This window comes from Streptomyces cirratus (assembly GCF_014650775.1).
Classification (GTDB): Bacteria; Actinomycetota; Actinomycetes; order Streptomycetales; family Streptomycetaceae; genus Streptomyces; species Streptomyces cirratus.
On the sequence record NZ_BMVP01000016.1, the window covers coordinates 115,476 to 133,225 of the forward strand.

The window sequence follows — 17,750 nt, forward strand, 5'->3', positions numbered from 1 at the left end:
GTCGACCGGACCGGGTCCACCGCGCCCGCGGCCGCGGCAGGGCAGGCGCCGGCCACCGCCGAGCGGTCCGAGAACCGCAAGCCCGTCATCCTCGCCGTGGACGACGACCCCCAGGTGCTGCGGGCCGTCCGGCGCGACCTGCGCAGCGCGTACGGGGACCGCTACCGGGTGCTCGGCGCCTCCTCGGCCGCCGACGCCTTCAAGATCCTGGACTCCCTGGACGAACGCGGCCACGACCCGGCGCTGTTCCTGGTGGACCAGCGGATGCCGGACGTCACCGGAGTGGAGTTCCTCCTGGAGGCCGTCAGCCGCTTCCCCGACGCCCGCCGGGTCCTGCTGACCGCGTACGCGGAGACCGACGCGGCGATCACCGCCATCAACCGGGTCCGCCTGGACTACTACCTGCTCAAGCCCTGGGACCCGCCGCACGAGCGGCTGTTCCCGGTCCTGGACGACCTGCTCTCGGACTGGCTCGCCACCTACCGCCCCGCCTACGACGGGATCATCGTCGCGGGCCACCTGGTGTCGCCCGGCACCCACGCCGTGCGGGACTTCTTCACCCGCAACGGGCAGCCGTTCCGCTTCCTCAACGTCGAGCGCGACCCCGAGGCGCTGACGGTACTCGCCGCCGCCGAGCCCGACGCGGCGCTGCCGCTGGTCCGCTTCCCGGACGGGGCGGTGCTCTCCGCGCCGACCGACACCCAGCTCGCCCAGCGCCTGGGCCTGGCCACCACCGCCTCCCGCCCGCACTACGAGTGCGTCATCGTCGGCGCCGGTCCGGCGGGACTGGCGGCCGGGGTGTACTCGGCGTCCGAGGGCCTGTCCACCCTCATGCTGGACTCCCGCGCCCCGGGCGGCCAGGCCGGCACCTCCAGCCTGATCGAGAACTACCTCGGGTTCCCGTCGGGCCTCTCGGGCGGCGACCTGACCCGCCGGGCCACCATCCAGGCCTCCCGCTTCGGCGCCGAGATCCTGCACCCGGTGGAGGTGGTCTCGCTGACCCGCGACGACCCGGCGAAGATCCTCACCCTGGCGGACGGTACGGAGATCAGCGCGGAGACGGTCCTCCTCGCCACCGGGGTCTCCTACAACCGCCTGGAGGCGCCGGGAGCGGACCGCTTCGAGGGCGCCGGGCTCTACTACGGCGCGGCCACCACCGAGAGCTCGGCCTGCATCTCGCAGCACGTGTTCATCGTCGGCGGCGCCAACTCGGCCGGCCAGGCGGCGGTGCACTTCGCCAAGTACGCGGCCCGCGTCACCATCCTCGTCCGTGCGGCGTCCCTGGACGCCAGCATGTCCCGCTACCTGATCGACGAGATCGCCCGCACCCCCAACATCGAGGTCAGGGTGCGCACCACCGTCGTCGCGCTGGACGGTGACGAGCACCTGGAGCGGCTGACCCTCCACGACGCCGACACCGGCGAGGACGCCGAGGTCCCGGCGCGCTTCATGTTCACGTTCATCGGCGCCCGCCCCCACACCGACTGGCTGGCCGGGGTCGTGGAACGCGACGAGTACGGCTTCGTCCTCACCGGCTCCGACCTGATCTCCAACGGGGGCGAGCTCCCGGCGGAGTGGAGCCTGGAGCGCGCCCCGTACCCGCTGGAGACCAGCGTCCCGGGCGTCTTCGCGGCGGGCGACGTGCGCGCCCACTCCGTCAAGCGGGTCGCCTCGGGCGTGGGCGAGGGGGCGATGGCCGTCTCCTTGATCCACCGCTACCGATCGATGGGTTGAACCCCGCGGGGGACCAGCTGAGAGCGAACGGCCGATTCCCGGCGATTCCTTGCGATCAAGAGGGCAGCGGATGCAACGTTGATTACATGATTACACCCGAGCAGCAGACACAGCTCCGTACCTGGTTCGCGGACCGCCTGCCGGTGGACGTCTACGAGTCCCTGGTCTCCGTCACCGCCGACCGCGAGGAGATCACGGTCATCGGCACCCTCCCGGCGAACGAGTCGGTCAAGGACTTCCGCGAACGCACCCGGGAGCAGCGCATCGAGGTCGCCCGCGAGGCGGAAGAGCTCTACCGCCGCAAGGTGTCCTGGGGCGTGCGCTCCGGCGACGAGACGACCCTGTTCACCCACCTCGCGGTCCCGGTGATGACGCGGCTGCGCCAGTCCGAGCGCCAGGTGCTGGACACCCTGGTGTCGGGCGGCGTGGCCCGCAGCCGCGCCGACGCGCTGGCGTGGTGCGTGCGCCTCGTCAGCCGCAACACCGACGCCTGGCTCACCGAGCTGCGCGAGTCCCTCGACACGGTCCAGCGGGTCCGCTCGCAGGGCCCCGACGTCAAGGCGGACATCAAGAAGTCCGACTCCGAATAGCCGAATACCTCGCCGGGCGCGCAAGATCCCGGAAAGGTAGCCGGGACGGGACAATCGACCGCAGGGAGAGGCCCCACACGATGACCACCACCGTCGAATACATCCGCTACCGCATCGCGGCGGACGACCAGCCGGCGTTCGAGGAAGCCTACGCGCGAGCGGCCGAGTCCCTGGCCGCATCGCCCGAGTGCATCGACTACGAACTGGCCCACAGCGAGGAGGAGGCCGAGCGCTACATCCTGCGGATCCGCTGGACGTCGGTCGAGGACCACCTCCAGGGCTTCCGCAAGGGCGAGCAGTTCCCGGCGTTCTTCGCCGCGATCCGCCCGTACCTGAACAACATCGAGGAAATGAAGCACTACCGGGTCACCGACGTCTTCGGCACGGGAAAGGCCGCCTCCCAGTCATGAGCACCACGCCCGACACGACGCCCACCATCTACGAGTGGATGGGCGGGGCCGAGGCGTTGAAGCGCCTCACCGACGTCTTCTACGCACACGCCCTACAGGACGAGATCCTGGCCCCGGTCTTCGCCGGCATGGACTCGAACCACCCGCAGCACGTCGCCGTCTGGCTGTCGGAGGTCTTCGGCGGCCCCGCCGACTACTCGGCCCACCACGGCGGCCACCAGCACATGGCCACCAAGCACCTGGGCCGCGGCATCACCGAGGAGCAGCGCCGCCGGTGGGTGGACCTGCTGATGGACACGGCGGACGAAGTCGCTCTGCCGACGGACCCGGAGTTCCGGGCGGTGTTCGCCTACTACATCGAGTGGGGCACCCGGATGGCCCTGATCTACTCGGGTCCCAACCCGCCGCCGGTCGACGCGGCGAAGATCCCCGTCTGGTCCTGGGGGCAGACCCCGCCCTGGATCCCGAAGTCCTGACCCGGCCGGGGCGCCGCCGAGGCCCTGCCCGACGGCGCCCCGTCGCGGCGTCCCGGCCCCGTCGCGGCGATCTCAGCCGCGTCGGCTGCCCTCGGGGCCCGGCGGGTCGGCGAGAACCACCCGCAACGGGGGCGCGCCCCCGCCCTGGCTCCGCCAGAAGTCGACGGCCTGTTCCAGGATCTCGCGCAAGGTCGCCCACTCCCCGGGCCGGGCCTGCGCGTAGTCGTGCCAGGAGGTGACCGCCAGGAGTCGCCCGGGCCCGTCCGGCAGCCACGACAGGTCGGTCAGCACGTCCGCCAGCGCGTCCCAGTTCCCCCCGAACCACTGCGGCACGCGCAGCGCTTCCCCGCACCGCCGCAGCAGCTCCGCCTTGCCGCGGACGCCGTCCAGGTCCAGCCGCAGCGTCGTCCAGCCGGCCTCGTCGGCGGCGGCCAGCGCCGGGCCCAGCGGCCCCGCTCCGAGGGTCATCGCAGAACCGCCTTGAACGTGTCGTAGTGGTCGTCCGTGTAGAAGAACTCCCCGCCCGAGCCGGTCACGATGCGCCGGGGCCCACGGTCGCGTTCCCCCGGTGTCCTCACGGTGAACTCGTGGTAGTAGCCGCGCTCGTGCCGGGGCAGGGCCTTCTCGAAGTTCCCGAAGACCGTGCCGTCCTGCCGGTAGGGGTACGGGCCGCCCTTGTCGATCAGCGCCAGCACCTCACGCGCCTGCTGCGGCAGCGCGTCGGCCCGTACGGTGGCCATCCCCCTGGCCCATCCGGGCACCACGGCGCGAGCCCCGTCGCTCGGACTCGCGGTGCCGGGGCTCGCGGGAGCGCCGGTCCGCGCCGCCCCGGGCGTCTTGCCGGCGCAGCCGACCGCGGTCACCAGCGCGGCGCACAGGAACAGGGCCCCCAGCGCGCGCAGCAGCGATCGGGGCACGTTCCGAAGAATCATGCGCCGATCGTGCCAAACATCCGATTCGTCCGCGAGTCGTGGGAAGCGGCGTGTGAAGGCGGCTTAGAGCGCGGCCATCTTGGTATAGGGGCTCAGGATGCGCTTTTGGACCGATCCGAAGTCGACGAGGACAGCGATCCCCTCCTCGATACCGACGACACGGCCGAGGCCGTGCTCGTCGTGAGTGACCCGGTCGCCGACGCTGAACTGCCGGAGCGGCGGTTCCACGGGGGCCTTGAACGGGCTTGACGGCAAATGGCGGCGAGGTACTGCTGACTTAGTCATTGGGTCCAGTATGCGCCCAGCGGGCCGCCCCGCGGTCCGCCGTTCGGATCTCAATTGCGGCACCATCCGTACCGGGCGCCCGCGGAGGCGGTCTCCGCGGCCCCGGTCAGTCGTCGGGGTCGGCGCGTTCCAGGGCCGGACGCAGGCCCGGCTGGGACTCCGTCAGCAAGTAGTCCGCCACGGCCGTGTCGGTGACCAGACTGGTCACCAGGCCCGACCGGAGTACCGCCCCGATCGCCGAGGCCTTGCGCAGGCCGCCGGCGATCGCCACCACCTCGGGGATCCGGCGCAGCCGGTCCGCCTCGACGGTGATGCAGCGCTCGCCGAGGTCGCGGCCGACCCGACGGCCCTCGGCGTCGAACAGGTGTGCGGACATTTCGGCCGCGACGCCGAGCGAGGCGTAGTGCGCCCGTTCGTCGTCGCTGAGCATGTCGTGCACGGTGGAGATGCCGGGCTCCCACGAGCCGATGGACACCGCGGCGACGGTCACCTTGTCGAAGTACTCGAAGGCCCGCGCGATGCCCGTCTGGCTGCGCAGCGCGGCCGCGGTCGCCGGGTCGGGCAGCAGCATCGGCGCGTAGATCGGGTGCGCGTCACCGCCCGAGACCTGGGCGGCCCTGCGCACGGCCTCCACGGAACCGCGCTCCGCCGTCCCCGCGTCGTACACGCCGGTCAGCTGGACCACGGTGCACGGCGGCAGCCGGTGCAGCGAGGCGGCCATGTGGATGGTCGAGCGGCCCCAGGCGAGACCGAGCACGTCGCCCTCGTTGACCAGCTCGCCCAGCAGGTCGGCGGCGACCGCGCCGAGGTTCTCCGGGTCCGGGGCGTCCTCGGTCGCGTCGGCCGGGGACTCGACCACCACGGCGTGCCGCAGCCCGTACCGGGCCCGCAGCGCGTCGGAACGCTCGGCGTCCAGCTCCGCGGGGACCCTGATCTCGATGCGCACGAGGTCGCGTTCGAGGGCGGTCTCCAGGACCCGGGCCACCTTGAAGCGGCTCACGCCGAACTCCTCGGCGATCTGGATCTTGGACTTGCCCTCCAGGTAGAAACGGCGGGCCATGGCCGCCGCCTGCACCAGCTCCGCGGGTCCCATCCGCAGGGCTGACCGTCCCGCCGACATTGCAGACACCGCGTTCTCCTCACTGCTGTTCACACTCTCGACTCGCCGTTCATCCTGTCAGATCCGACGGCCGTTGATCAGCCCGTACAGCGTCGGTTCACCGAGCTGTTCATCAAGCCTTGGCCCCGTGGTCGCAAGCCCAGGGCGCCGCCGCGATCGCCGCGCCCGCCTGCTCGCGCAGCGACCGTACGGCGGCGGCCGGATCGGGGGCCCCGTAGACCGCGCTCCCGGCGACGAAGACGTCCGCGCCGGCCTCCGCGACCCGCTCGATCGTCGAGGCCGAGACCCCGCCGTCCACCTGGAGCCACAGCTCCAGTCCGTGCTTGGCGATCATCTCCCGGGTGCGGCGGATCTTGGGCAGCATGATGTCCAGGAAGGCCTGGCCGCCGAAGCCGGGCTCGACGGTCATGATCAGCACCATGTCCAGTTCGGGCAGGATGTCCTCGTACTGCTCGATCGGGGTGGCCGGCTTGAGCGCCATGGCCGCCCGCGCGCCCTTGGCCCGGATCTCCCGCGCCAGCCGCACGGGCGCGGCGGCGGCCTCGGCGTGGAAGGTGACCGACCCCGCACCGGCCTCCACGTACTGCGGCGCCCAGCGGTCCGGGTTCTCGATCATGAGGTGCAGGTCGAGCGGAATGTCCGTCGCGCGGCTCAGGGACTCCACGATCGGCACGCCGAGGGTGAGGTTCGGGACGAAATGGTTGTCCATGACGTCGACATGCAGCCAGTCGGCCCCCTCGACGGCCTTCGCCTCCTCGGCGAGTCGGGCGAAGTCGGCGGACAGGATGCTGGGATTGATCTGAACGGCCATGCCCCAAGCGTGCCATGCCGGACACCACTTCCGGCCATGACCCCGGAAGTCCCGATCCCGTCAGCCGTGCTTAAACGAGGGGCCCACTCACTTCACGCCGGCTTAACCCCCGGTCCGCGTTCCGTCCCGGCCCTTCACAGGGGCGGCGCCCCGCGCAAGTGACGCATGAGCTGCTCCAGGGCGGTCCAGCTCTCGGCGCTCCCGCCGTCGCCGAGCGGGTAGTAATAACCCGGCCGGCCCCGGTGTCCCAGCCGCACCGGTGGTTCCTTGAGCGGCGTCCGGCTCGCGGTGTCGCGTCCTGCCTCGTCGACCTCCGCCGGTCCCAGCACGAACGCGTACGGCAGCGGCGGGGGCTCGAAGCGCGGCGGGGCGCTCAGGTCCCGGCGCGCCTCGCGCACCTGGCACATCATGGTCCGCAGCCCGTGCCGGACCACCAGCTCGTCGGCCAGCTCCGGCAGCGCCTCCAGGGCCGGCTCCTCACCCGGGCCGTACCCCACGGTGAGGGTGACGTCCTCCTCCACGCCCTCCGGGGTGCGGATCACGCGCAGGGTGGCGACGGCGGGCCGGTCCGGGGCGCCGACGACCACCGTCCAGGTGGAACGGGGTGCGCGCTCGTACGCCACGTCGGTCAGCTGCCGCCGCGACCAGGTCAGTCCGGCCGGCTCCGACGTCCCCCAGCCGGCCGGCGGACCGCCGGTGAGTGCCTGCCAGGCGGCTTCCACCGCGCCGCCGAGAACGAGATCCGCATCGGCGCGGTGCAGGGTACGGAAGGAGACGATGAGCTGACGCTCGCCGGTGGGCTCGTACGCCTGCGTGAAGGCGTCCGCCACGGGGGTCTCACCCCTCTCGTCCCGGTCCGGGGTGAAGGCGCCATCCCGCCATTCCAGTACCGCACCGGTCAGCCCGTCGTAATAGCCGCACCGCTCGTCCTGCACCACCCAGCGCGAGGGGGTGGACTGCAGCAGCATGCGGGTGGCCATGGAGAGGCGGCAGTGCGGAGGGGTGACGATCTGCAAGGAGCGGTCGCTTTCGAGGGTGGCCCGCAGGGCATCGGAGAGCCAGCTCGTCATGGGTACGACCGGCCGGTCCTGGAGGACGACGGCGGCCTCGTCGGTGAGCATGTCGACAGCCGGCTGGGCAGCAGCGGGGGCCGGCACCGCGGTGACGCCCGAGACATCGACGGGCCGGGCCGCGCCGACCGTGCCGGGGGCGTCCGGCGGCCATACCCGGCCGCCCAGCAGCATGGTCATACGGGCCGCGAACGCACCCGCGAGCTGCTCCGCCTGGGGGACGCCGACAGCGGCCCGGACCTCGATCCACCAGGCCGGGCCGTCCCCTGACGGCTCGGAGCCGGGCCCCAGCAACCTGGCCGCCTCGCCCGGCACCTGGAGCGGCAGCGGCACCTCGATGGAGACGAGCGGCCGCCCCTCGGCATCACAGAGCTGCACCACGGCACCCTCACCGGCGGTCTCGACCCGCATGTCCGGCCCGCCCGCGAGCAACCCGGCCAGCACGCTCAGCGGGTCGGGCATCCTCTCGGTGAGCGCGATCACGTCGGTAGTCATGCGGTGTTCCCCCTGGCTGCTTGATCATTGTTATCCCCGAGCAGCGCCTCGGCGCGAACGCGAAGGTCGTCGTCCGCCAGCTCCACAAAGCCCGCTTCGACATCGCGCACGATGCGCCACCGGACCTCGCACCATGAACTGACGAACTCCATCGCCCCGACCGTCACACAGCCCGGCCCGGTGAGTGACGACTCGTGGTTCCCGTGCGTGCCAACGCGCCCGGATGCGCACGTCGTCGCCATCGCGGGTCAGCTTCGCACCTGGTTACACACCAGGACGGCGTCTTCGGCATCGCATGAGCACATCTCACCGACGGCGTCCGCCAAGTCGGCTGCCACGGCATTAAGACGCCCACGGAGGCAGTGCGACCGGGCCGGATCTCGAATCCCCTGTACGGGATGTCGGCTGTCACCTATCGCCCCGGAACGCTCGGCTCGGCAGGCCCGGAGAACTCCGGCACGCCGAATGCGCTGTCGCCGCACCGCCGAGGAACCTCGTTCGTGGAAGCTTGCTCCGGACGCGTCGATGCCACACACCGGTTCTGAATCTGCGGGGAGAACGGCGGCTCGCCGTGACTCCCGGCGAATCATTGCTGCCGGACCACCTGCCATCGCGGCCGGCACCGGCCACTCGGCGGGAGCGGTCAAGCCCCGCGGTATTCGCGGATCCCCTCCAGCGGATCGCGGCCCTGCTCCTCGGCGTACTGCCGTCGTCGCGCGTCGGCCTTCTCAGGATTCGCCTGGCAGCAGTAGTCCCAGAAGTCGATCAGCACCCGGAACGCGTCATCGAGGGTGTATTCACCCCGGACATGGTCGACGAAGAAGTTTTCCACCCTCACGCCCCGAGGACTGATGGTGACGGTGTGCGCATTCCCGTCCAGGTCCTCCGGCGCGAAAGCCGGGTTGGTCTGCGCTTCGGCCACGAGATCGATCGCCTCCAGGACGGACAGCGGCGAGAGCTGGATGTCAGCCGTCACCCACTCCCCCAGGAACATCAGCTCATCAGGCCCACAGAAGAATGGCGTCCCGGACTTCTCAACGTAGTACTGAGTGCGAATCACTAATCTGTTCTCCTTCATGGCTAATTCGGCATGAGCGGGTAAACGGTCTTCGCGTCCCCCGTGAGCGGGTCGAAGTAACCTTCGAACTTGATGCCCTTCCAGTCCCCCTGCCACTTGTTGGTGATGGGGTTAACCACACGGCCGTTCTCGAAGGCTTTTTCCATGGCGCGCCTGACCTGCTTCTCCGTCCAACCTGCAGGAAAGAAAGTCGTCTTGGCCCGCTTCATCACCATCAACCCGGTTCGCGGATCACGCATCCACACGTTTCCCGTAGTCAGGCCCGTTTTATTGTCGATCTCGATGATCTTCGGAACCTTGACCATATGGCTGTTGAGATCGCGTCCACCGGGTCGGAAATGGTACCCCGACACCTTTGGATTGCCATTGCGATCGTACTTGAGCTCACCCTGCAGTACATGCTCGAAGGTGTGCTCAGGGATACGGCCGCCCTTCGGCAGCGGAGGAAACTCTTCTACCCCCGGCCCATCTTGATTGGGGGTGTGTGCGTCCCCGCCTTGATCAGCACCCGTCCCCGCAGGCTGTCCTGCGTCCGGGCCGACGGGGTCATGTGAGTCGCCACCGTGACCGGAACCCGAGCCGTGACCTGCCGGGTCCTGAACGGGGCCATGCCCGCCATGACTCGCGTGAGGCGCACTGTGCCCGGCACCGGACAGGGAAGCACGGTCTACGTCATGCGCCCTGGGGCCGGGCGTCCTACCGCTCGGACCATGCTCACCGCTGGGCGAGGCGGCGTGGGCGGTCGGGGATTCGGCAGCATGCCCGCCCACGTACGGGACGCTACCCCTGCCGTCGCCACCCGTCGGGTGGCCCGTGCCGTTCTCTACACGGCTGGGGCCGCCCGCGCCTTCGAGGACCTTCGGCTCTTCCTTGACCGGCGCGGTCTCGTGCTCGTGGATGTCGGGCAGGTCGTCTTTGTGCGGCTCCCTGACGGGTTCGGTGTCGGGAACGACGTTGCCGTTCTCGTCCCGGATGAACCCGTCGGCGCCGATGACCCGCTTGTTGCCGGCGGGGTCGACGTATTCGTGGCCGGGAATCGCGGGTGCCTCGCCGGGATGCGGCGAGGCACCGGAGGGCACGTTGCGGGCCATGTCGTCGACACCCGCCCGGCTGGCCCTCAGGCCCTCCATGAGGTCGCCGACCTTGAGCTTGGTGACGACCGCCGCCTTGCCGAGGTAGCTCATCGGGTCGACGAGCGCCCCCGCCTTGCCCACCGTGGTCGCGACCTCCGCGGCCACACCCAGCTTCCCGGCCTTGCCGAGCTTGAGCAGCGTGCCCGAGCCGAGGGTCACTCCGTTGAACACGACCGTCCCGAACGCCCGCGACGGGTTCTTGTCCCACTCGTCCCACGCGACCAGCGACTTGCCGAAGTCGCGCAGGGCCGCCTTCTGCTTGTCGCTGTCACTGTGGTCGACCGGCCCGAACATCTTGTCCATCGCCCAGTCGTACGGGGTCATGAGGTATGCACTGATACCGCCGAAGACATTGCCGATGCCCGACCAGGTCTTCTTGAAGGTGTCCCAGTCGAACACGTTGACCATGTGGCCCAGGCCCTTGAGGGTGCCCCAGACGCCGTCGACGAAGAACCCCTTCAGGGCGCCACCGGCATGGTCCTTCGTCCACTCCCACGCGGCCCGCAAGCCCGTGTACTCGCGCTCGTCGGCCGTTCCCCAAGGCGTCTCCCCGGCGTCCTTGACGTCGCTTTCCTTGAAGCCGTACATGCCGGCCTTGTGCGAACCGTCATCGACGACGAAGTGCGTACCGCCCACCAACGCGGTGATCTTGTTGGCCGCGTCACGCTCTACACCCTGGAACGCCACCCACGTCGTACCGACCTCACGGACGAGACGAGCGTTCTCGTCGATCTTGCCCTGGTCCTGCTGCCAGTCGTCGTCGTCCTTGTTGTCCGCGACGAACTTCTCCGCGTCCGCGCGGAGTTGCTTCATCTTGTCCACCAGCGGACGGGCAGACGTCGCGAAGCTCGTCAGCGCACCGCTGACGGATTCCAGCTTCTTCGCGAACTCATCCGCCTTGTCCCGCACCGGGATCGTCGAATTGAGCAGTTCCTCCTGCTCGGGAGCGTCGTAGACCGGGTCCAACGCCTGAAAGGCGTCGTGAACGTCCTTGCCCGTGCCGCGAATGCCGGAGGCAGTCGTCTTCAGCGAAGCCGCATGCGTCTCCAAGGTCTCCAGGTTGCCCGTGAAGGTCGGTATCTTCCCCAGGTCGATCACTTCTTGGGGCCCTTCAACTCTTCCGGAGTCGGAGCCTTCGAGTACTCCTCCTGCTTGTTCTTCGCCATCGCGAGGTCGCCCTTGAGGTACTCCTCAGTGGCCAGACGTGCCCCGGTGATGGACTTCCCCGTCCGGACGGGCAGGAATTTCACGTCGTTCTCCGTGTGCTGCTGGAACTCCAGCAACGCCTGGGCCACGGGACCGAAGGCACCCCCCTTGGGGATTTCGGTACCGCCCAGGACCATCGTGCCCGCGCTCGTCGCGGCGCCCGCCAAGCCCTCGCCGTACGCCGTGAACTCTTCCTCGAACTTGCCGCCGGCCTCGGCGGTCTTGCTCAGAACGCCTTGAACGCCATCCGGCTTGATGTCCCACGTCGACACGGTGCCCCCCGTTCCGCAAACACGCCCCGCACTGACGTTCCATGTCTATCAACTACGCATTGGCGTCTGCAAAATGAGTTCCAGTCATGTCGACACCCGTTACGGAGCGGTGACACTCTCTGCGGGACCGGTCGTCACTGGCGCACCCTCGCGTCGTGGTCGGACGGCTCGTCCGTCGGCTGCGCGGCGAAGCCCCCGCCCGTGCCGACTTCGGCCGGGCAAGGGCGGGGCGGCCGGGGGATGCGGCCGCTACGCCGTGCGGCGGAGGAGGGCCAGGTACATGGCGTCCGTGCCGTGGAGGTGGGGCCAGAGCTGGACGTCCGGGCCGTCGCCGAGGGCCGGGACGCCCGACATGTACGGGCGGGCGTCGATCAGTTCCGCCGATACCCGCGCCGTCGCGCCGGCGCCGCGGCCCTTGAGGACGTCGTCCACCACCACCCGGGTCTCGGCCAGGTGCGGCGAGCAGGTCGCGTAGCCCACCACGCCGCCGACGCGCACCGCCGACAAGGCCTCCCTCAGCAGCCCCCGCTGGAGCGGCGCGAACCCCTCCAGGTCCTCGGGCCGGCGCCGCCACCGCGCCTCGGGGCGTCGGCGCAGGGCGCCGAGGCCGGAGCAGGGGACGTCCACCAGGACCCGGTCGAAGGACCCCGGCAGCCACGGCGGGCGGGTGCCGTCGGCCGCGATGACCTGGTAGGGGCCGGGATTGCCGGCCAGGGCCTTCTCCACCAGCCGCGCCCGGTGCGGCTGCTTCTCGGAAGCCAGCAGGAACGCCCCGCGCTGCGCCGCCAGCGCCCCGAGGAGCGCCGCCTTGCCGCCCGGGCCCGCGCAGCCGTCCAGCCAGCGCTCGTCGCGGCCCTCCACGGGCGCCGCCGCCAGGGCCATCGCCACCAGCTGGCTGCCCTCGTCCTGGACGCCGGCACGGCCCTCGCGCACCGCCTCCAGGGCGCCCGGCTCGCCGCCCTCGGCCATCCGCACCGCGTACGGGGACCAGCGCCCCGGCAGCGCCGAATCCTCGCCGACGGCCTCCAGCAGCTCCTCGGGCGTGGAGCGGCCCGGGCGCGCTACGAGGGTGACCTCCGGCCGCTCGTTGTCGGCCTCCAGGAGGTCCTCGATACCGGCGCGGCCGCCGCCCAGCGCGTCCCACAGGGCGCTGACGACCCAGCGCGGGTGCGAGTGGTAGACCGCGAGGTGCTCCTCGGCGTCGTCCTCGTACGGCGGCGCGACCCGCTCCAGCCAGCCCTCCAGGTCATGCGCGGTGATTTTGCGCAGGACGGCGTTCACGAACTTCGCGCGCCCGTCCCCGAGCACGACGCGGGCCAGCTCCACGCTCGCCGACACGGCCGCGTGCGGCGGGATCCGGGTGCCGAGCAGCTGGTGCGCGCCGAGCGACAGCACGTCCAGTACCGGCGGGTCGACCTCCCGCAGCGGACGGTCGATGCAGGCCTTGATCACCGCGTCGTACGTGCCCTGCCGGCGCAGCGTCCCGTACACCAGCTCGGTGGCCAGGGCGGCGTCGCGCGCCTGGAAGCTCTCGTCCTGGCGGGCCTTGCGCAGCAGCGGCGGCAGTACGAGGTTCGCGTACGCGTCACGCTCGTCCACCGCCCGCAGCACCTCGAAGGCCAGCAGCCGGACGGGGTCCTTCTGCGGCCGGCGGTAGGGCTTGCCCTGCTTGCCGCCCTGGTTGCCGGACGGCTTGCCGCTGCCGGACGGCTTTCCGCCGGACGGCTTGCCGTTGCCGCCCGCGGCGTTCCGCCGGGGGGTCTGACGGGGCTGACGGGGCTGTTCGCTCACGTGAAAGGTGCTCCGGTTGTACGTGGTGCTCGGGGTGTGTCGAGACGAGACGGGTGGGGGGGTGTGGCGCGGCCGCTATCAGCCTACGTCCGCTCCGCCCAGGCGCTCACCGGGCGCGATCCGCACCCCGCGCGCCCAGTCGGCGCCCTTCATCGGCTTCTTGCCCTGGGGCTGCACCCAGAGAAGTTCCACGGCGTGCGAGCCGGTGCCGACGTGGACGTTGTTCTTGGCCGGGGCCAGCACGCCGGGCTCCAGGTCCGTGCGGTCGGGCACCAGCCCGACGGAGATCAGCTTGAGGCGTTCGCCGCGGAAGACCGTCCAGGCGCCCGGCGCGGGGGTGCAGCCGCGCACCACGCGGTCGGCGCGCATCGCGGGGGCCTTCCAGTCGATCCGGGCGTCCTCGACGGTGATCTTGGGGGCGAGGGAGATCCCGTCGGCGGGCTGCGGCACGGCGCGCAGGGTGCCGTCCTCGATGCCGTCCATGGTGGCGGCGAGCAGGCCGGATCCGGCGAAGGCGAGACGGGTCAGCAGATCGCCGCTGGTGTCGGTGGGCCGGATCTCCTCGGTCAGGTGGCCGTAGACCGGCCCGGAGTCCAGGCCCTCCTCGATGAGGAAGGTGGAGGCGCCCGTCACCTGGTCGCCCGCCATGATCGAGTGCTGGACGGGGGCGGCCCCGCGCCATGCGGGCAGCAGCGAGAAGTGCAGGTTGACCCAGCCGTGCTTCGGGATGTCGAGGGCGCTCTTGGGAAGCAGCGCCCCGTACGCGACGACCGGGCAGCAGTCCGGCGCGATCTCGCGCAGCCGCGCCTGGAAGTCCGGGTCGCGCGGTCGTACCGGCTTGAGGACCTCGATCCCGGCCTCCTCGGCGCGCTCGGCGACGGGGCTGGCGACGAGCCGGCGGCCCCGTCCGGCCGGGGCGTCGGGCCGGGTGACGACGGCCGCGACCTCGTGGCGCCCGGAGGCGATCAGGGCGTCCAGGGCGGGTACGGCGACCTCGGGGGTGCCTGCGAAGACGAGCTTCACTGGGTCCTACCTCGCTATCTCGGCTGTCAGCAGCGCACCAGTCTATGGGCCAGGCCGCGGACGGCCCACTTCGTGCGCCCGGGGGCGTACCGCGACGCGCGCGCCTCTCGCATATGCCGACACGCCCCCCGAGCGTGACCTGGGCGCCCGCTGACGCGTTGGTCAAAAGAGATTGACCGAAACGGGCCGCGATTGAGAACGGTGTCTGCGGCCCGATCCGCTCTTAAGCACGGTTCGAGAGGCTTCTTCATGGCCGACCACGCCACCCACGACGCCCAAGCACGGGCCAGCCTGCATCTCCTGGTGCGGGACATCGAGCGGGTTCGCCGGCAGGTGGATGCTCTGCGCACGCTCACCGCCCAGCTCGGCAACGTGTACCGCCCGCGCCGCTCCGGTCCCTCCACGGGCTTCGTCGTCTACGGAAGGGCCCCCGCGCCCACCGTACGGCTCGCGCAGGAACTGCGGGACAGCGTCGAGACGCTGGTCACCGCCGCGGTGGACTTCGACCGCTCGCTCGGCTTCTCATGGGACGCCGTCGGCTCGGCGCTCGGCGTCACCAAGCAGGCCGTGCACCGCCGTTACGGGGCCCGGCGCGCGCAGGCCGCCGAGTCCGTGGAGGTGCCGGCCGACGGGACGACCACCACCACCCGGACCCTGGCGCCGCTCCCCACCGTCCCGGCGGCGCGCTCCGTACCGCCGCAGCCGGTACGCGAGGAGTCGGCTGCCGGGGCTCAGGGCGCGGCGGCCTCCCGGTCGCCCGCGTTCCCCGGCCCGCGCAACGGCTGACCCGGCGGCCCGCCGCCGGGACGCCGACCCCTGACGGCCGACCGCTCCCAGCCCGCCCCCGCCCCCGGCCGGGAGCGCCCCCTCCCCCGAGGCCGCTCCCGGCCGGGGGCGGGGGCGCGAGCGGGGCGCACGCCGGCGCCTGCCCGGGAAACCCACGCCGGGCCGCGGGCAGCGCCCGGCCCGAAGTCAAGCCCCCGCCGGAGCCGCTCCCGCGGCACGCCCCGCCGGGCGTCCCGCGCGGGCCGCCTAGCCGATGTCCGGCGGGTCGATCCTGATCCGGACCGATTCCGCGGGCGTCACCCCGCGCGCCAACCGGGCCGCCTGTGCCTGCTTGAGGGCCCTCGCCAGATCCGCCCCGCTGCCGGGCCGGACCCGGATCAGGGCCCGCTCCCCCGGCGACGGCTCCCCCCGCCGGCCCGCCAGCGGCACCGGCCCCAGGATCTCTGCGTCCGGCGGCAGTTCGGCGGCGGCCAGGAACGCCTCCAGCGCCTCGGGCCGCCCGGCCACCGCCGCCATCCGGGACACGGGCGGGAAGCCCAGCTGGGCCCGCTCCGCGAGCTCCCGCACCGCGTGCCCCACCGGGTCCCAGCGCACCAGCGCCTGCACCGGCCGCAGCGTCGGCTCGGCGACGACCACCACCTGCCCCTCCCCCCGGACCAGCGAGGCGGCCCCGATCCAGCGCCGCAGCGCCTCCTCCCCGGCCCGCAGGTCGGGCCGGCCGAGCATGGCCCAGCCGTCCAGCAGCAACGCCGCCGCGTACCCGGCGCCGGACGCGACGGGTTCCGCCCCGGGGGTGCACACCACCAGCGCGGGCCGGTCCGGCACCTCGTCCAGCACGTGATCGCGCCCGGAGGTGCGCACGGGCACGGCCGGGAACGCCCGCCCCAGCTCCTCGGCGGTGCGCCGCGCGCCGACCACCCGGGCCCGCAGCCGGAACGACCCGCATTCCTCGCAGTGCCAGGACGGCTCCCCGCGCCCGCACCACCCGCACCGCAGGTCCCGCTCGTCCGGCGCCTCCAGCGGCCCGGCGCAGGCCCGGCAGCGGGCCGGTGCCCGGCAGCGCTCGCAGGCCAGCCGGGGCACGTAGCCCCGCCGGGGCACCTGCACCAGTACGGGCCCGCTCCTCAGGCCCTCGCGCACGGTCTCCCAGGCCAGGCTCGGCAGCCGCGCGGCCCGGGCGGCCTCGTCCCGGGCCAGGAGTTCGTCACCGACCGTCCTGATCCGGGGCGCGCAGCCCCGTACCGTCTCCCGGTCGGCGACCAGCGGCCGCGCCCAGCCGGACTCGACGAGCTGGGCGGCCTCGACGGTGCAGCTCGTGCTCCCGGCCAGGAACGCACAGCCGTCGGTCAGCGCACGCAGCTCCAGTACTTCCCGGACGTGCGGGAACGGGGCGCGGTCGTCGCTGTGGCTGGAGTCCCCGTCGTCCCACACGGCCACCAGCCCGAGGTCCCGCACGGGTGCGAACATCGCGGCGCGGGTGCCGACCACGGCCCGCACCGAACCCCGGCTCACCGCGAGCCACTGGCGGTAGCGCTTCTCCGGCCCGGATTCGGCGGTCAGCAGCGCGTGCCGGCCCTCTCCGAGCAGGGCGGTGAGCGCCGCGTCCACCCGGGCGGCGGTGCGCCCGTCGGGCAGCACGGCGAGGGCGCCCCGGCCGGAGGCGAGGGTCGCGGCCATGGCCCGGGCGAGTTCACCGGCCCAGCCGGGGCCGGGCAGGGCCGTCCACACGGCGCGGGGGCTGCCCCCGCCGGCCAGGGCCCGCAGGAAGGCCGGGCCGGCCCCGTACCGCTCCCAGCCACCGGGCTCGGGCGCCGGGGGCGGCGGCAGCGGCTCCGGCGAGGGCTTCGCCTCGGCTCGGGCGCTGCGCGGGGGCAGGGCGAGCTGGAGGACGTCGGCGAGGCTGCCCGCGTACCGGTCGGCGACGGCCCGGGCGAGCGCCAGCAGGCCGGGGGTGAGCACGATCTCGGGGGAGACGACCTGGGCCAGGGCGGCCAGGGCCCCGTCGTAATCGGACTCGGCGCGCCGCTCGATGACGAAGCCGTCGATCAGGCCGCCGCCCTCGCGGCGCCCGCCGTGCACCTGGTGGGCGCCCGCGCCGAAGCGGACCCGGACCCGTACGCCCGGTTGCGCGGCCTCGGCCAGCTCGGCGGGTACGGCGTAGTCCCACAGCTGGTCGAGGTGGAGCACGCCCTTGTTGACCAGGACGCGGGCGACGGGCAGTTCCTCGGCGAGGGCCGCCCCGCGCCAGGTGCGGGGCTTGGCCTTGGGCGCCTTGGCCTTCGCTTCGGCCACGATGTCCCGGATGAGCGCGAGCTGCTCCGGCGGCCCGCCGGGATCCCTCTCCCCGCCCCGCTGACCCGACTCGTTCGCGCTGCTCACACCCGCATTCTTACCAAATGCCACTGACACCCGGACATGCGCGAGGCCCCGGACCTCAGGGTCCGGGGCCTCGCGTCACAGGTCCGTCGCTTACAGACCGGCGGCGGCGCGCAGGGCGTCGACGCGGTCGGTGCGCTCCCAGGTGAAGTCCGGCAGCTC

General features: G+C 72.2%; 18 protein-coding genes. 5 read left to right on the plus strand and 13 right to left on the minus strand.

All coding sequences use genetic code 11. From position 1 onward, the window contains the following. Window positions 1–96 precede the first annotated feature (96 nt). The 4 genes from IE207_RS28190 (at window position 97) to IE207_RS34015 (ending at window position 3,210) form a co-directional block, all read left to right on the plus strand. Window positions 97–1,734: an FAD-dependent oxidoreductase gene (locus tag IE207_RS28190; RefSeq protein ID WP_229874096.1), complete on the plus strand. Its 1,638-nt coding sequence runs from the start codon at window positions 97–99 to the stop codon at window positions 1,732–1,734. 86 nt (window positions 1,735–1,820) lie between these two features. After that, window positions 1,821–2,324, plus strand: a complete 504-nt coding sequence (gene abmR / locus IE207_RS28195; protein ID WP_190187135.1) for an ATP-binding transcription factor AbmR — start codon at window positions 1,821–1,823, stop codon at window positions 2,322–2,324. An 80-nt stretch (window positions 2,325–2,404) separates the two neighbouring features. Continuing rightward, window positions 2,405–2,734 carry an antibiotic biosynthesis monooxygenase family protein gene (locus IE207_RS34010; RefSeq protein WP_190187136.1) on the plus strand — a complete coding sequence of 110 codons (330 nt, stop codon included), beginning with the start codon at window positions 2,405–2,407 and terminating at the stop codon, window positions 2,732–2,734. Further along, window positions 2,731–3,210: a group II truncated hemoglobin gene (locus IE207_RS34015; RefSeq protein ID WP_190187137.1), complete on the plus strand. Its 480-nt coding sequence runs from the start codon at window positions 2,731–2,733 to the stop codon at window positions 3,208–3,210. Before IE207_RS34010 ends, IE207_RS34015 begins: the two co-directional genes overlap by 4 nt. Window positions 3,211–3,282: 72 nt before the next feature. Here IE207_RS34015 and IE207_RS28210 read toward each other — a convergent pair whose 3' ends face one another. The 12 genes from IE207_RS28210 to fmt all read right to left on the minus strand — a co-directional run bounded on the left by IE207_RS28210 (window position 3,283) and on the right by fmt (window position 14,426). Next, window positions 3,283–3,678, minus strand: coding sequence for a barstar family protein (locus IE207_RS28210; RefSeq protein ID WP_190187138.1), 396 nt, complete (start codon window positions 3,676–3,678; stop codon window positions 3,283–3,285). Beyond that, entirely contained in the window at window positions 3,675–4,142 is a 468-nt protein-coding gene (locus IE207_RS28215) for a guanyl-specific ribonuclease (protein WP_190187139.1), read from the minus strand. Before IE207_RS28215 ends, IE207_RS28210 begins: the two co-directional genes overlap by 4 nt. A 63-nt stretch (window positions 4,143–4,205) precedes the next feature. After that, a complete protein-coding gene (locus IE207_RS28220; RefSeq protein ID WP_031145007.1) occupies window positions 4,206–4,427 on the minus strand; it encodes a CarD family transcriptional regulator in 222 nt (73 codons plus the stop codon). Window positions 4,428–4,533: 106 nt separating this feature from the next. Further along, the gene (locus IE207_RS28225) at window positions 4,534–5,547 is read right to left on the minus strand and encodes a sugar-binding transcriptional regulator (RefSeq protein ID WP_229874098.1); all 1,014 of its coding nucleotides are present in this window, start codon (window positions 5,545–5,547) and stop codon (window positions 4,534–4,536) included. A gap of 112 nt (window positions 5,548–5,659) precedes the next feature. Beyond that, complete coding sequence (gene rpe / locus IE207_RS28230) at window positions 5,660–6,358, minus strand: ribulose-phosphate 3-epimerase (RefSeq protein WP_190187141.1); 699 nt, start codon at window positions 6,356–6,358, stop codon at window positions 5,660–5,662. A gap of 134 nt (window positions 6,359–6,492) precedes the next feature. Further along, entirely contained in the window at window positions 6,493–7,923 is a 1,431-nt protein-coding gene (locus IE207_RS28235) for a DUF6177 family protein (RefSeq protein ID WP_190187142.1), read from the minus strand. Next, window positions 7,920–8,075: a hypothetical protein gene (locus tag IE207_RS28240; protein WP_190187143.1), complete on the minus strand. Its 156-nt coding sequence runs from the start codon at window positions 8,073–8,075 to the stop codon at window positions 7,920–7,922. The genes IE207_RS28235 and IE207_RS28240 overlap by 4 nt, the downstream gene beginning before the upstream one ends. 491 nt (window positions 8,076–8,566) lie before the next feature. Next, window positions 8,567–8,983 carry a hypothetical protein gene (locus tag IE207_RS28245; RefSeq protein WP_190187144.1) on the minus strand — a complete coding sequence of 139 codons (417 nt, stop codon included), beginning with the start codon at window positions 8,981–8,983 and terminating at the stop codon, window positions 8,567–8,569. Window positions 8,984–9,003: 20 nt separating this feature from the next. After that, on the minus strand, window positions 9,004–11,232 hold the full coding sequence (locus tag IE207_RS28250; RefSeq protein ID WP_190187145.1) for an EndoU domain-containing protein: 2,229 nt from the start codon (window positions 11,230–11,232) through the stop codon (window positions 9,004–9,006). Then, window positions 11,229–11,612: a DUF6507 family protein gene (locus IE207_RS28255; protein ID WP_190187146.1), complete on the minus strand. Its 384-nt coding sequence runs from the start codon at window positions 11,610–11,612 to the stop codon at window positions 11,229–11,231. Before IE207_RS28255 ends, IE207_RS28250 begins: the two co-directional genes overlap by 4 nt. Before the next feature lie 249 nt (window positions 11,613–11,861). Then, a complete protein-coding gene (locus IE207_RS28260) occupies window positions 11,862–13,403 on the minus strand; it encodes an RsmB/NOP family class I SAM-dependent RNA methyltransferase (protein WP_229874077.1) in 1,542 nt (513 codons plus the stop codon). Window positions 13,404–13,481: 78 nt separating this feature from the next. Then, window positions 13,482–14,426, minus strand: coding sequence for a methionyl-tRNA formyltransferase (gene fmt, locus IE207_RS28265; RefSeq protein ID WP_190187147.1), 945 nt, complete (start codon window positions 14,424–14,426; stop codon window positions 13,482–13,484). A 249-nt stretch (window positions 14,427–14,675) separates the two neighbouring features. Between fmt and IE207_RS28270 the strand changes: the two genes are divergently transcribed. Continuing rightward, window positions 14,676–15,212: a hypothetical protein gene (locus IE207_RS28270; protein WP_190187148.1), complete on the plus strand. Its 537-nt coding sequence runs from the start codon at window positions 14,676–14,678 to the stop codon at window positions 15,210–15,212. Between the two features lie 246 nt (window positions 15,213–15,458). On the opposite strand, the gene IE207_RS28275 is transcribed toward IE207_RS28270, so the two are convergent. Beyond that, window positions 15,459–17,591: a primosomal protein N' gene (locus tag IE207_RS28275; RefSeq protein ID WP_190187149.1), complete on the minus strand. Its 2,133-nt coding sequence runs from the start codon at window positions 17,589–17,591 to the stop codon at window positions 15,459–15,461. Window positions 17,592–17,750: the final 159 nt, after the last annotated feature.